Source organism: Vreelandella venusta (genome assembly GCF_015689495.1).
GTDB classification, from domain to species: Bacteria; Pseudomonadota; Gammaproteobacteria; order Pseudomonadales; family Halomonadaceae; genus Vreelandella; species Vreelandella venusta.
This window is the reverse complement of the sequence record NZ_CP065135.1, coordinates 250,977-264,334: the sequence shown is the minus strand read 5'-3', so window position 1 is coordinate 264,334 and position 13,358 is coordinate 250,977. Positions and strand designations below refer to the sequence as shown.

Annotated in this window: 14 protein-coding genes; 10 read left to right on the top strand and 4 right to left on the bottom strand. The window is 55.9% G+C overall.

Annotated elements, in window-relative coordinates; all coding sequences use genetic code 11:
• Positions 1-117: 117 nt before the first annotated feature.
• On the bottom strand, positions 118-1,023 hold the full coding sequence (locus IR195_RS01290; protein WP_125745044.1) for a LysR family transcriptional regulator: 906 nt from the start codon (positions 1,021-1,023) through the stop codon (positions 118-120).
• Positions 1,024-1,134: 111 nt separating this feature from the next.
• On the opposite strand from IR195_RS01290, the gene IR195_RS01285 reads away from it, so the two are divergent.
• The 7 genes from IR195_RS01285 (at position 1,135) to IR195_RS01255 (ending at position 8,341) form a co-directional block, all read left to right on the top strand.
• The gene (locus IR195_RS01285) at positions 1,135-2,493 is read left to right on the top strand and encodes an aminotransferase family protein (RefSeq protein ID WP_206048551.1); all 1,359 of its coding nucleotides are present in this window, start codon (positions 1,135-1,137) and stop codon (positions 2,491-2,493) included.
• Between the two features lie 5 nt (positions 2,494-2,498).
• Complete coding sequence (locus tag IR195_RS01280) at positions 2,499-3,200, top strand: CoA transferase subunit A (RefSeq protein WP_206048550.1); 702 nt, start codon at positions 2,499-2,501, stop codon at positions 3,198-3,200.
• Positions 3,160-3,843: a 3-oxoacid CoA-transferase subunit B gene (locus IR195_RS01275; RefSeq protein ID WP_241006831.1), complete on the top strand. Its 684-nt coding sequence runs from the start codon at positions 3,160-3,162 to the stop codon at positions 3,841-3,843. Before IR195_RS01280 ends, IR195_RS01275 begins: the two co-directional genes overlap by 41 nt.
• Complete coding sequence (locus IR195_RS01270; RefSeq protein WP_206048549.1) at positions 3,843-5,126, top strand: ArgE/DapE family deacylase; 1,284 nt, start codon at positions 3,843-3,845, stop codon at positions 5,124-5,126. The genes IR195_RS01275 and IR195_RS01270 overlap by 1 nt, the downstream gene beginning before the upstream one ends.
• A complete protein-coding gene (locus tag IR195_RS01265) occupies positions 5,123-6,310 on the top strand; it encodes an acetyl-CoA C-acyltransferase (RefSeq protein WP_206048548.1) in 1,188 nt (395 codons plus the stop codon). Before IR195_RS01270 ends, IR195_RS01265 begins: the two co-directional genes overlap by 4 nt.
• Before the next feature lie 62 nt (positions 6,311-6,372).
• Entirely contained in the window at positions 6,373-7,851 is a 1,479-nt protein-coding gene (nhaC, locus tag IR195_RS01260) for a Na+/H+ antiporter NhaC (protein WP_206048547.1), read from the top strand.
• 85 nt (positions 7,852-7,936) lie between these two features.
• Positions 7,937-8,341, top strand: coding sequence for a universal stress protein (locus IR195_RS01255; protein WP_146942976.1), 405 nt, complete (start codon positions 7,937-7,939; stop codon positions 8,339-8,341).
• A 26-nt stretch (positions 8,342-8,367) separates the two neighbouring features.
• On the opposite strand, the gene IR195_RS01250 is transcribed toward IR195_RS01255, so the two are convergent.
• The gene (locus tag IR195_RS01250; RefSeq protein ID WP_125745030.1) at positions 8,368-8,667 is read right to left on the bottom strand and encodes a GIY-YIG nuclease family protein; all 300 of its coding nucleotides are present in this window, start codon (positions 8,665-8,667) and stop codon (positions 8,368-8,370) included.
• On the bottom strand, positions 8,660-9,121 hold the full coding sequence (locus IR195_RS01245) for a YchJ family protein (RefSeq protein WP_206048546.1): 462 nt from the start codon (positions 9,119-9,121) through the stop codon (positions 8,660-8,662). Before IR195_RS01245 ends, IR195_RS01250 begins: the two co-directional genes overlap by 8 nt.
• Before the next feature lie 154 nt (positions 9,122-9,275).
• On the opposite strand from IR195_RS01245, the gene IR195_RS01240 reads away from it, so the two are divergent.
• Complete coding sequence (locus IR195_RS01240) at positions 9,276-9,587, top strand: hypothetical protein (RefSeq protein ID WP_125745026.1); 312 nt, start codon at positions 9,276-9,278, stop codon at positions 9,585-9,587.
• Between the two features lie 99 nt (positions 9,588-9,686).
• Here IR195_RS01240 and argE read toward each other — a convergent pair whose 3' ends face one another.
• On the bottom strand, positions 9,687-10,856 hold the full coding sequence (gene argE / locus IR195_RS01235; protein ID WP_206048545.1) for an acetylornithine deacetylase: 1,170 nt from the start codon (positions 10,854-10,856) through the stop codon (positions 9,687-9,689).
• A 201-nt stretch (positions 10,857-11,057) separates the two neighbouring features.
• Between argE and ugpB the strand changes: the two genes are divergently transcribed.
• Positions 11,058-12,383, top strand: coding sequence for a sn-glycerol-3-phosphate ABC transporter substrate-binding protein UgpB (gene ugpB, locus IR195_RS01230; protein ID WP_206048544.1), 1,326 nt, complete (start codon positions 11,058-11,060; stop codon positions 12,381-12,383).
• A 90-nt stretch (positions 12,384-12,473) separates the two neighbouring features.
• Complete coding sequence (ugpA, locus tag IR195_RS01225) at positions 12,474-13,358, top strand: sn-glycerol-3-phosphate ABC transporter permease UgpA (protein WP_206048543.1); 885 nt, start codon at positions 12,474-12,476, stop codon at positions 13,356-13,358.

Below are 13,358 nucleotides of genomic sequence, written 5' to 3'. Positions count from 1 at the left end.
ATTCTAGTGCAACTGTCACCTTCGGCCTATTCCTGGCCCTCAGGCATGGCCGAAGCCAAGACGTAACGCTCTATATCTGTACTATACCTGCTAATCGAACAAAATGATTTTTAAACGTTAGTAATTCATTAGTGTCTCTTTCGCTTTGCGCTTAAGCGACGCCAGCACTTTAGACTCATGCCACTCCGGGCGATAAACAATGCCAAAACCAAACGACAACGCTGGCCTAAAAGGCAGCACCTTGACATGGTCGTGGCGCGAGAGCTGATCTTGTGCAGTAATCGGGTTCATTACCGTGACACCGACCTCATTAGCTACCAAGGCGCTAATCGTGCCGATATTAGCTTCCGTTTTACCTGAGATTTTAACACCGTGCTCGGCGACAAGTTCCAGTAGTGGATTCGTGCTGACACTTGGCTGGTTACTGATCACTAAATGTTGACCACGCAAATCACTGACTTCAACCACCTCACGCGTGGCTAATTCAAGCTTGTCAGGCACCAGCGCCACGGCTTCTGTCACCAGCAGTGTTTCTGTTAAGAGTTGGGGAGACGTCGCTGGCAATGTGATAAAGCCAATATCCGCATGGCTTGATTCCACCGCTGTTTGTACATCGTGGCTCGACATCATGTCCAAACTAATACTTATCCGGCTATTTTCAGCTAGTAGCGCAGCGACGACCTGGGGCACAAAGCCAAAACATAGCCCGGGAATAGCGGCAATTCTCAAGCGTGATGTGCCGAACTCCTTAAGCGCCAACACGCTATGGCGTAGCTCTTCAATATTGCCCATCAGCCTGAGAATCTCATCGTACAGCTCGCGTGCCTCAGGCGTTGCGAGCAAGCGGTTTTTTTCACGTAGAAAGAGCTGAATCCCCAGGTTCTCTTCAAGCTGCGCCAGCGAACGACTGACCCCCGACTGCGTCATGCCAAGCAGGCGTGCCGTCCCTGAAGCGCTACCCACTTCATACAGCGTCTTAAAAGTTGCTAATGCTTTCAACGAGTTAATGGTAACTTCAGGCATGACTTTTACTCATTGATATTCGAAAAACGATCATATATTGAAATATATTAACAAGCCTACCTAGACTGCAAGGGAGATTTTTCACCACACCATAAAAAAACGGAAAACGTGATGACCGACTCCCCGCTGTTCTACCAGGCAGGTCCTGCCCTGCCGGAAGTCAGCCACGCTGATGGCGTTATGCTCTGGGATACCCAGGGCAAGGATTATCTGGATGGCTGCTCCGGGGCTATTTCCTGCAACCTTGGTCATGGTCGACAGGATATTCGTGACGCCATGCTTGCCCAGATGGATAAGGTGGCCTTCACCTATCGCACCCAGTTTGAAAGCGCCCCCGCCGTTGCGCTTGGTCATCGGCTGGTCGAGCTATTTGAAGGTGAACTTGGCAAGGTGTTTTTCATTTCCAGCGGTTCCGAGGCAGTGGAGTCGGCCCTCAAGCTGGCGAGGCAGTACTTTTTCGCCCTTGGCCAGCCTCAGCGCCAGCGCTTTGTATCGCTGCGCCCCTCTTATCATGGCAGCACCATGGGGGCACTGGGCATGACCGGCTATCAGCCACTGGAAGCGCCCTTCACCAGCATGACCCATGCGTCCATCAAGGTGCCGGGGCCGGATTTCTATCGTCATCAGGCGTGTGATGATGACACCCACGTTGACCACATCCTGGCAGAGACCCGCGCCGCCATGGAAGCCGCTGGCCCTGAATCACTAATAGGCTTTGTCATCGAACCCATCGGCGGTGCCAGTACCGGTGCACGGCTGTTAGGCAAACGCTACCTGCAAGGCATTCGTGCCTTATGCGATGAATTCGGCTGCTTGCTGATTGCCGATGAAGTACTCACCGGCGTGGGTCGAACTGGCACTTGGTTTGCCTGCCAGCATTACGATGTGGTGCCGGACATCCTGGTCACCGCTAAGGGGCTGGGCGCGGGTTACTACCCCATTGGCGCGCTGCTCGCCCGCAGCGCTATCGTCGAAACGGTTATGGCCAGCGGCGGCTTCCAGCACGGCCACACCTATGCAGGCAACCCACTGGCCTGCGCCACCGGCCTAGCCGTGCTTGAGGCCATTGTGCGCGAAGATTTGCTGGAAAATACCCGCCAACGTGGCGCGCAGCTGGAAGCTGGGTTGCGCAAGCTTGCCGAGCGCTACGACTGGGTCGGTCATGTGCGCGGCGCGGGCCTGTTATGGGGCGTCGAACTGGTTGCTGATGGCGAATCGCGTCAGCCTTTCCCGGCCGAGCAAAACCGCTTCGCCCAGATCACCGCACTAGCCAAGCAGGAGGGCCTGCTGATCTACCCTCGCCGCACTTTGGATGGCGTGGCCGGTGATCATTTCCTGGTCTGCCCGCCGCTGACTATTCAGCCCGAGGAAGTCGACACTCTGCTGGAACGCTTAGCGCGTGCCATGGCGCGTTTTGATCAAGCGCTTAGCGCCGCTGATTTGCACCCACAACTCTCCCGGGAGCGCTAAACACCATGACGCTGCTAAACCAAAAATGCTGTGATATTGACGCGGCTATCGCCGAGATTGCTGATGGTGCGACCATCATGGTCGGCGGCTTTGGCTCGCCGGGCACGCCCTTTGCGTTGCTCGACGCCCTGCTCGCCAGCGGACAACGCAACCTGACGCTGATTAAAAACGATGCCAATGAACCTGGGATCGGTATCGGCAAGCTCATTGAGGCAGGCCGTGTAAAGCGCTTGATTACCTCTCACTTAGGCCTCAATCGAACAGCCATTGACGCTATGAATGCTGGCGAGATGGAGGTCATTTTTCATCCGCAGGGGCTGCTGGCTGAAAAAATTCGCTGTGCAGGCGTTGGCCATGGCGGCTTTCTTACCGATATCGGCATCGGTACGGAAATTGCCCAAGGCCGTCAGGAAATCAGTGTGGAAGGTTGCACCTGGGCGATTGAGCCAGCCTTACAGGCTGATGTTGCGCTAATTCATGCCGAGCGAGCCGACCGCTACGGCAACCTGATCTATCGCGCCACAGCCAGCAATTTCAACTCCTTAATGGCCATGGCCGCCGAGCGAGTGATTGCCCAAACCTACCGTATCGACCAACCCGGCGACCTGCCTATCGACACCATTCATACGCCTTGCGCCTTTGTCAGTCATGTGGTGCAGGTTGCCCGTGCCTCCAGCCAGCAAGGAGTTCGCCCCCATGCTCTCTGATCAGCAGCGTATGTTGACCCGCGCCGCCCGTGAAGTCATCGACGGCCAGATCGTCAACCTGGGGATCGGGCTGCCGACACGGCTGTTCCACTACCTGCCCGATGACATGAATGTCCTGGTGCATTCCGAAAACGGCGTGCTGGGCTGCCGCCCCCGCCAAGAAGGTGAAGCGCCCGATATCGACATGATTGACTCCGGCGGCGCGTATATCACCACCCGCGCGGGGGCTAGCGTGTTCGATAGCGCCACGTCCTTTGCAATGATCCGCCGCAGTCGTGTGGACGTTACTTTTATGGGCGCCTTCGAGGTGGATCAGGAAGGCAACCTAGCCAACTGGAAGATCCCCGGCAAATTCTCGCCGGGCATTGGCGGTGCTATGGAGCTGGCCCAGAAAGTCGCCCGACTGGTGGTGCTGTGCTCCCACAACGATAAGCACGGCAACCCCAAGATCCTCACCCGCTGCCAGTTACCGCTGACCGCCAGTCGCTGTATTTCCCGCATTATCACCGAGAAAGCCGTGATGGATGTGACTCCGGAAGGACTTGAGGTAGTAGAAATCGCCGAAGGGCTGAGCGTTGAAGCGCTGCGCGAAGCTACCGACGCCCCTCTGCTGATTGATGAATCACGTTTAGGGAGATTCTGATGCTCGACGCCACCGAACAACGCATCATTGCCTGCTGCAATGCCTTGATGGACGACACCCTGGAACTGACCAGTGATCTGGTGCGGGGCTATAGCGTCCTTGGCCAGGAACAGGGTGCACTGGATACCATGGAGCGCCATCTGGAACGCCTGGGTCTGCCGGTCACCCGCGTCCCCCTGGATGCCCCCGGCTTTGAGGAGCACCCCCATCGTGCCCCCACCGAATGGCCCAGCACCGGCCGTTACAATGTTATTTCAGACCTTAACCCCGGCGCTCCAGGGCCACATTTAGTGTTCAACGGTCATCTCGATGTGGTACCTGCCGAACCCATCGATATGTGGACCCGCCCACCCTGGGAGCCATGGCAAAAAGATGGTTGGCTGTATGGCCGTGGCGCGGGTGATATGAAGGCGGGGATTGCCGCCATGGTGATGGCGGTTGAGGCCATACGCCAGGCAGGGGTAGAGATCAACTTCCCGCTCACCCTGCAAACCGTCATTGAAGAAGAGTGCACCGGCAACGGCGCACTGGCCTGCCTGCATCAAGGCTTTAGCGGCGATTTCGTACTGATACCGGAACCTTTCGGCGCTCAGATCTACGCTGGCCAAGTGGGGGTACTTTGGTTTCGAATGCGCCTGGATGGCGTGCCCGCCCATGTGCTTGACCCAAGCGCCGGGCGCAATGCGATTGAAGCCCTACAGGACTACCTACCCGCACTGAAAGCCCTGGAAGCGGAAATGAATGAGCTGCCACGGCCTGCGCTGTACGTCGACCACCCTCATCCGTTCAACCTTAGCGTTGGCCGCGTAGATGCGGGCAACTGGGCTTCCAGCGTACCGGCCCACGCTATTCTGGAAGGGCGTGTTGGCTTTCCGCCGGGCATGTCACCCGAGGAGGCCATGCAGCGGGTCCGCAACACCCTGATGACCCGCCATGCCGAGCTTGACGACGCCACACCACCCCCCAAGGTCAGCTTCCATGGCTTTCGTTCCGAAGGGCATGTGGTCGATCTCGATACCCCAGGCATCCGTCTTCTCTCGGAGTGCCACGAAGCGCTGCTCGGCGAACCACCTGCCCACTACCTGTCCACCTGCACCACTGACCTGAGGGCCTTTCACGTTTCCGGCGAGATCAACGGCACCTGCTACGGCCCGGTTGCTCAGCGCATTCACGGCGTAGACGAGTGCGTCAACATCGACTCGATCCGCCACGTGCTAACCACCTATGCGCTGTTCATCCATCGTTGGGCGCGCATGGCAGACAATCAGGAGACTCCCTCATGAGAGACGTGTATCTCGCCGACTATGCGCGCAGCGCCTTCAGCCGCGCGCATCCCCGCAAACCCGAGGTCGATGTCTGGGCCGATACCCGCAGCGATGCCCTGCTGGCCAGCGTGCTCGATGGCTTATTAGCACGTAGCGGCGTTGACGGCGCGGTGGTGGAAGATCTAAGCATTGGCTGCGCCTTGCCAGTAAAAGAGCAGTGGAGCTTTGGTGGGCGCTACCCGCTGTGGCTTGCCGAGCGACTGGGAGCACATGGCCAGAGCTGCGCTACTCGCCAGATCGATCAGCAATGTGGCTCGGGACTTGCCGCGCTGCGCAGCACCGCACGGGAGATTCAGGCGGGCGCGGTTGAGGTTGGCATGGCCGGCGGCGTGGAAAACATGACCCGTGTACCCATGGGCCCGGCACTGTTCAAAGAAGGCGTGCTGACCAGCCCTCAAACGCTGCAAACAGCCGACTGGCTGGCACTCGACGTGGTGCTCAACATGGGGCTGACCGCCGAACGATTGGCCAAGGCTGCCGGTATTTCGCGGGAGGCGATGGACGCACTCGCCCTCAGTTCCCACCAGCGCGCCGCCAAGGCCAACGCAGCAGGTCACTTTGACGCTGAGCGCTTAACCCTGAACAACGCGGCAGGCGAACCGGTCAGCGCGGACAGCAACATCCGCGCGGATACCAGCGCGGAGCGCCTAGCGGGGCTGGACCCGGTGTTTATGCAAGGCGGCGTAGTGACTGCGGGCAACAGCTCACCGCTGACCTCTGGTGCCGCTGCCACGCTGCTGATGTCTGAATCTGCCCTGCGCCAGCACGGCATTAACCCCTTGGCACGCGTTGTGGCCATCGCCGACTGCGGCGTCAAGCCGGAGGAGATGGGCGCCGGTGCCGCCGCCGCCATTCGTCGTGCGCTGAAACAGGCCCAGCTGACACCGCAGGATATCGGCGTATGGGAAATCAACGAAGCCTTCGCCGCGGTGCCGCTGCATGCCATGGGAGAGCTTTCGATTGACCCTGAGAGCGTCAATATCTGGGGTGGCGCCATGGCGCTGGGGCATCCGTTAGGCGCGACCGGCATCCGCCTCGCTGGCACGCTTAGCCGACTTCTTCACTCCCGCCAGCAACGCTATGGCTGCGCGGCGGCCTGCATCGGCGGTGGGCAAGGCATTGCCATCATTTTAGAGCGCTAAAGCAACGAGAAGCCGTTTAACCAAGCGGCAAATAACACTAACTCCTTATAAGGAGAACAATAATGTCGACAACAACGTCAACAATAACCAACGACGAAAACAAGCGGCCCTCGTTTTGGGGCGCCATCATTGGCATCGGTTTCTTATGCTTTATGATGTTTGCGCAGATCTTTTTACTGGGTGAAGACTGGGTCACCCATATCTCGCTGATCTTTGCCATTGTGGTCTGCGCCATCATCGCGCTGTATTCGGGCTTCAGTTGGCAGGATGTTCAGAAAGGCATTTTGTATGGCTGCGAAATTGCCATGCTGCCGATGCTGATTTTAATGATGGTCGGTGTGTTAGTCGCCAGCTGGATTGCCTCCGGCACAATTCCCTCGCTGATCTATTATGGTCTTCAACTGATAAACCCCTCCTATTTCCTGGTCACGGCCGTCATCGTGTGTGCCGTTGCATCACTGGTCACCGGCAGCTCATGGACCACCGCCGCCACCTTCGGCGTAGCTTTTATCGGCATCGGCAGCGGTCTGGATATTTCTCCGGCGATGACCGCGGGCGCGGTTATTTCCGGCGCCATCTTCGGTGACAAGATTTCACCAGTATCAGACTCCACCAACCTCGCTGCCGGGGTTGCCGAGGCCAACCTGTTCGACCATATCCGTTCGATGTTCTATACCACCGGCCCAGCACTGATCATTACCATTATTCTGTTCTTCTTTATCGGCATGCAGTTTGACGGCGAAGGCGCTGATATTTCCCGCACTGCCGAACTACTGTCAGGCATTAGCGATAATTTCTCAGTGGGTCTGCTCGCCTTCCTGCCCCCATTAGTGGTGGTTGTTTTGGCCTATCGGCGCATCAATGCCCTGGCTGTCATGGTTATTGGCAGCCTATTGGGAGCGGGGCTTGCCGTCGCCACTCAAGGGGTCGGGCTGGGCAGCATGATGAATTACATGAACTACGGCTATGTCTCGGAAACTGGTGTTGAAGCCGTTGATAGCTTACTTAGCCGTGGCGGTTTGCAAGGCATGATGTGGACCATCTCGCTGGGCTTTATCGGACTTAGCCTGGGTGGCCTGCTGGAGAAGACCCGCATGCTCGAAGTGTTATTGGAAAAGATAGGCAAACTGGTCAGTAATTCACGCGGGCTCATCGTGACCCATGTGTTCTCGTCATTAGCCACCAACCTGTTCTCGGCTAGCCAGTATATTGCCATTATTATTCCGGGCCGCATGTTCGTACCCGCCTACCGCAAACTCAACATTCTGCCATCGGTATGTTCGCGCACCTGTGAGGACTCGGCCACGGTTACTTCGCCGCTCGTTCCTTGGGGACTAGGCGGTGCTTACTACATGGGCGTGCTGGATGTCTCTGCGTGGGACTACATGGGTTGGACCTTCCTCGCCATTATCACCCCCGTGATTGCCATTGTGTACGGCCTATTCAATATCTGCATTTGGCGTGAAGGCGAGCGTAACGACGTCAACACCTATAACCAGACACCCAGCGAAAATCTGCCGCAAGCCGAGCTAGCCAAGTAGATCGCCAACTATCAGACCAACACGTGGTTAGAGGCGGCCGAGTTGTCGCCTCGCACCACCGCCTATCAACCTGAGGGCACTTCTTATGTATAAGAATATTCTAATCACAACGGCGGCAGACAATAACTCCAATATCCTGCAAAAAATCGAAGTGGCACGTAAGCTGGCAGACAACGACAGCACCATACAGATCATTTCGGTAATGGAGCGTATTCCCCCTTATATCGCACCATCACTGCCCAGTGATTACCGCGAAACCACCGCGCAACGCATTAAGGACGGTATTCGTAAGAAAATTGGCGACGAGCACTACGAGATTCATATTGTGGAAGGCAATGCCGCCCATCAGGTGGTCAAGTTTGCCAAACGCAACGGCGTCGATTGCATCATTATTTCCTCGAATCGCCCCGGCTTTCCCGACCACTTTATGGGCTCCACCGCCCTCAATGTTGTACGCCAGGCAGCGTGTACCGTGACGGTGGTTCGGTAGACCGGTCATTCGATCAGCGGCGCAAGTTACCTATCCAACGCCGAGCCGGAAAAATCGCTAACCGGCCACTGAGTGGCCCATTGACGTTTTCGGCTTGGCGTTTGGCGCTTCAGCGCATATTCAGCGCGGCTGGCCTCGGCGCGATCTGCAAAAGGTTGCGCGCCGAGCAGTGCTATCGGTGGATTCGCTCGGGTATAGCGGGCGCCTTTACCGTCGCAGTGTGCTTGGTAACGTTTCGCTAGGTTATTGGTAATCCCCACGTAGGTGCCGCGTTTGCACTCAAGTAAGTAGAGGAACCATTGGGCATCGGTATTGATACTACTCACAGCAACAACTCTTTATTTTTCGACCACTACCACATAGACAGCGCTCGTTTCGCCGGGGTTTGAGGCGTTCAATGGTCGGCATGCCATCCACATACCACCAGCGCCCGTCTTCAAACACAAACCGTGAGTTTTCCTCCAGCACATGCCAGCGGTTTTGTTCACGGAAATAGGCTAAAAAATGTACGCTGCCCTGCCTCTCATTTGAGGGCGGTGCCGTCACAATCGTAAGCGCTTTCCACTGGGTGTCTGGGTCGGGCAGTAGCTGTATTGGCCGCGTTGATACGTGCCAAGTGGCGAGTAGGTAATCACAGCTATTCAACGCGAATGCCGTATAACGCGAACGCATTAGTATTTCCGGCGTAGGTGGCGTTGCACCTTGGTGATAAGGCTGGCAACACTCCGCAAATGCAGCACCACTGCCACATGGGCAAATGACAGGCGTTGAAAGCGTCATATTAAAGGCTCAGTATTGTTTGGGCTATAGATTAGGTATACGTTTTGTTTCGGTATTGGTACAGAGTTAGATATAGTACCAGAGCTACATTATTAGACAGACGGAGTACGACACACGACCAAGCATTCTTTCCAAACCCAGTGGAGGTTCTCCTATGAAGGTTTACAAACCCGAGTGGCAGTGCACGTTTAGCGTAAACGAAGGCGCGGTAGAATCAGCAACCTGGAAAGAGCGAATCGCCTGGCGGCTTAGACAAATCGCCGATCGACTAGAAGGCAGTGGCCGTACGGTAAAAATCGACTATAACGTCTCTCCCCACGTTAGCCGAGACGAAGTTGATACCTGTTTGGGAAAAGGGTTTGAGGTGACTCAGCGGCTGCTGACCCAACTTGCCCGCCAGCAGGCCTGCGAAGATGTGATGCGCCATGCGAAAGCAGAGCTTTACGAAGAGCAGCATCAGCACTAACAGCCAGTCCGTAAGCGTCTCAAGAAAACACCCGCCTAGTTTATATTGGCGGGTGTTTTTTATTGTGGGCTATTTATATTGCGGGCTAATTAGCAACCATCATCCCGAATGGGGTGTTTCTAGCGCCTGCCCTAATCGCTGCATAAACGCCGTACACTCATGCAACTGCGCCGTCTCAATATACTCATCGGGTTGATGCGCTTGGGCGATGCTGCCAGGGCCAAGAATGATTGTCTGCAAGCCCTGGCCTTGGAACTGCCCGGCCTCGGTGGCATAAGCGACCGCATGATTACAGCAGGCGTGTGGCAGATGATCTTTGGCTAAACGAAGTACCTGGTCGTTTGCGCGGTCGGCCAAGCCCGGCACTGTCACGTTTAGCGGCTCGGTGGTGATTTCAACGTGCTTGCCTTTAGCCTGCAGCTCAGCGCTTAGCTGGGCGCAATAGGCATCAAAGCGCGCGTATATTTCATCGAAGGTGTCCGTGGGCAGATGGCGAATTTCCCACTCAAACTGACACTCCCGCGCCATAATATTGATTGCCGTGCCGCCTTTTATTTTGCCAACGTGCAGGCTGGTATGAGGCACATTAAAGGCCTCATCAACGCGGCCCTCTTCCACCAATGCCGCCATGGTGTCTTCAATGAACGTGACGAGCCTTGCCGCAACATGGATAGCTGAGGTGCCTTGATTCACTTGGCTACTGTGGGCCTCCTGGCCAATCACGCTAGTGCGCAGATTAGTTGCGCCTTTTTGCGCGACCACCGGCTGCATGCTGGTAGGCTCACCAACAATGACGTGGGCGGTGCTGGAGTAGTGCTCGTAAAAGCGTTTAATAAGACTCGGCGCGCCCACACAGCCAATTTCTTCGTCGTAAGAAAATCCGAAATAGATGGGCTGCTTCAGCGGCGCATTGACCCAGGTAGGCACCATGGCTAACGCACAGGCAATAAAGCCTTTCATATCACAGGTACCACGCCCATACAGGCGCCCATCGCCACCATCACGCAGGGTAAACGGATCACTCGACCATGGTTGACCGGCCACCGGTACGACGTCGGTATGCCCAGAAAGCATCACTCCGCCAGGGGCGTCAGGGCCTACGCGGGCAATCAGGTTGGCTTTGCTGCCACACGGGCTCATCACCCGCTCTGAAGCCACACCATAATCGGCTAGATAGTGCTCAACGAATTCAATTAGGGCCAAATTAGATTCACTGGAAGTGGTATCGAACGATACTAGCTTCGCCAGTAATGTGGTCGCGTCAGTCATACTGCTCTCGTCAGTTAGGCTCTTCACATCACCCTATCACCGCCTCTCTCCTTTGCCTACTAAGCAGGCCGACGCACAGCCAAACGTTGACTGTCACGTCGAGTTCATCGTGCATTCATGAAAACGTCATCTACACTTTCTACTGTTCAGTGCACCCAAAAACTTAATAAACGTACTGCGAACGACCCACAAGGAGCCGTTATGTCTCGTTTCACATTGCACGCGCTTGCCCTAGGGGTGGCTACGGCCACGTTTAGCCTTTCTGCCCATTCTGCGACCGAAGTGACTTGGTGGCACGCCATGGGAGGCCAGCTTGGTGAAATCCTTGAAGAAATGACGGAGGAGTTTAACGCTTCTCAGGACGACTACCACGTCACACCCAGCTACCGCGGCAATTATACCGAAACGATGACCGGCGCCATTGCGGCGTTCCGTGCGGGCGAGCAGCCGCATATTCTGCAGGTTTTTGAAGTCGGCACCGGCACCATGATGAACGCCAAAGGCGCCATCTACCCAGTGTACGAGTTGATGGAAGAGCATGGCCGCGCGTTTGATCGCGAAGCCTTCCTGCCCGCCGTGGTTGGTTATTACACCGACACCAACGGCAACATGCTGTCGTTCCCGTTCAACTCTTCTACGCCGATTATGTACTACAACCGCGACATGTTTGAGGAAGCGGGCCTAGACCCTGATCAGCCGCCACAAACCTGGTCTGAAGTGGCCGATTTTTCACGCCAAATCGTCGATTCTGGGGCGGCCAACTGTGGTTTCACTACCTCATGGCCAAGTTGGGTGATGCTGGAAAACTTCTCTGCTATGCATAACTCGCCGCTAGGAACATTAGAGAACGGCTTTGGCGGCCTGGAAACCGAGCTTAATTTCAACAACGAACTGGTTGCCCGACACTGGGACAACTTGAAGGCCTGGCAGGATGCGGATGTCTTTAAGTGGGGCGGCCCCGGTTCTGGCCCTGACTCAGAGCCGCTGTTCTATTCACAAGACTGCGCAATTTTCTTCGGCTCTTCTGCTTCCCGTGCGGATGTCGCTGCTAACTCTGACTTTGAAGTCGGTTTCGGTATGCAGCCCTACTATGACGACGTAGATGGCGCGCCACAGAACTCCATCATTGGCGGTGCCACCCTGTGGGCACTACAAGGCCACACCGATGACGAGTATGAAGCCGTTGCCGCCTTCTTTGAGTACCTCTCACAGCCTGAGGTACAAGCCGAGTGGCACCAGCAAACCGGTTACCTGCCCATCACTCAAGCAGCGTGGGACTTGAGCAAAGAGCAGGGCTACTACGATGAGAACCCTGGCGCCGATATTTCACTGAAGCAGATGACGCTAAACGAACCGACCGAGAACTCGAAGGGCCTGCGGTTTGGTAACTTTGTACAGATTCGCGACATTATCTCCGAAGAGATGGAAGCCGTGATGACCGGTGGCAAATCGGGCCAGGAAGCAGCTGACGACGCAGTGGCACGTGGCAATGATTTACTCCGTGACTTTGAAGCCGCCAACCAGTAAATAAGTACTCACTTCGCCGCTTACCCTGCTGGGTAGGCGGCGATTTCGTTTGTCGATGCTTATATTTACTAACCATTTGCAGAGCTGCCCATGCAAACTAAACGCATGACCTACCCTGGTCGTTTTTTGCCCTACGCGCTGCTGGCACCCCAGGTGATTGTGACGCTGATTTTCTTTATCTGGCCTGCTGGCCAAGCGTTGTATCAGTCGCTATTGCGCGAAGACGCCTTTGGGCTGCGCTCGACGTTTGTGGGCTTGGAAAACTTCGCTCGCCTGTTTCGCGATGGCGCTTATCTTAACTCGCTCTCCGTGACAGCGGTATTTGCCGTCGGTACCACACTCCTTTCAATGACGGTGGCTCTATTATTGGCCAGCACCGTCAACCGGATGATTCGCTCACGTAGTACCTACACCACACTGCTGGTGTGGCCCTACGCGATTGCTCCCGCCCTTGCGGGCGTTTTGTGGTGGTTTATCTTCAACCCCTCCATCGGCATTGTTCCCTATATGCTAGAAATGGTGGGTTATCAGTGGAACCACCGCAACTCGGGAAGTGACGCCATGCTGCTGGTGATTTTTGCCGCCGCCTGGAAGCAGATCTCCTATAACTTTCTATTTTTTCTAGCGGGCCTACAGTCAATCCCACAATCGCTGATTGAAGCCGCCTCCATTGATGGCGCCAGCCCGACTAAGCGCTTCTGGACGATTATTTTTCCGCTACTCACGCCAACCACCTTCTTCTTGATGGTGGTTAACGTGGTGTACGCCATGTTCGATACCTTCGCGATTATTCATGCCACCACCGCGGGCGGTCCGGCCCAGTCGACCAATATCTTGGTTTACAAAGTGTATGCCGACGGATTTGTGGGACTCAACCTGGGTTCCTCGGCAGCTCAGTCGGTGATTCTGATGGTTATTGTGGTGGCATTAACGATGATCCAGTTCCGCTTTATTGAGCGCCGAGTCAACTACTAA

Excerpts from the sequence above, each read along its gene's own strand:
- ugpA (WP_206048543.1), top strand. The coding sequence starts at position 12,474 with ATGCAAACTAAACGCATGACCTACCCTGGTCGTTTTTTGCCCTACGCG.
- IR195_RS01265 (WP_206048548.1), top strand. The coding sequence starts at position 5,123 with ATGAGAGACGTGTATCTCGCCGACTATGCGCGCAGCGCCTTCAGCCGC.
- ugpB (WP_206048544.1), top strand. The coding sequence starts at position 11,058 with ATGTCTCGTTTCACATTGCACGCGCTTGCCCTAGGGGTGGCTACGGCC.
- nhaC (WP_206048547.1), top strand. The coding sequence starts at position 6,373 with ATGTCGACAACAACGTCAACAATAACCAACGACGAAAACAAGCGGCCC.
- IR195_RS01240 (WP_125745026.1), top strand. The coding sequence starts at position 9,276 with ATGAAGGTTTACAAACCCGAGTGGCAGTGCACGTTTAGCGTAAACGAA.
- argE (WP_206048545.1), bottom strand. The coding sequence starts at position 10,856 with ATGACTGACGCGACCACATTACTGGCGAAGCTAGTATCGTTCGATACC.
- IR195_RS01255 (WP_146942976.1), top strand. The coding sequence starts at position 7,937 with ATGTATAAGAATATTCTAATCACAACGGCGGCAGACAATAACTCCAAT.
- IR195_RS01270 (WP_206048549.1), top strand. The coding sequence starts at position 3,843 with ATGCTCGACGCCACCGAACAACGCATCATTGCCTGCTGCAATGCCTTG.
- IR195_RS01290 (WP_125745044.1), bottom strand. The coding sequence starts at position 1,023 with ATGCCTGAAGTTACCATTAACTCGTTGAAAGCATTAGCAACTTTTAAG.
- IR195_RS01285 (WP_206048551.1), top strand. The coding sequence starts at position 1,135 with ATGACCGACTCCCCGCTGTTCTACCAGGCAGGTCCTGCCCTGCCGGAA.
- IR195_RS01245 (WP_206048546.1), bottom strand. The coding sequence starts at position 9,121 with ATGACGCTTTCAACGCCTGTCATTTGCCCATGTGGCAGTGGTGCTGCA.
- IR195_RS01280 (WP_206048550.1), top strand. The coding sequence starts at position 2,499 with ATGACGCTGCTAAACCAAAAATGCTGTGATATTGACGCGGCTATCGCC.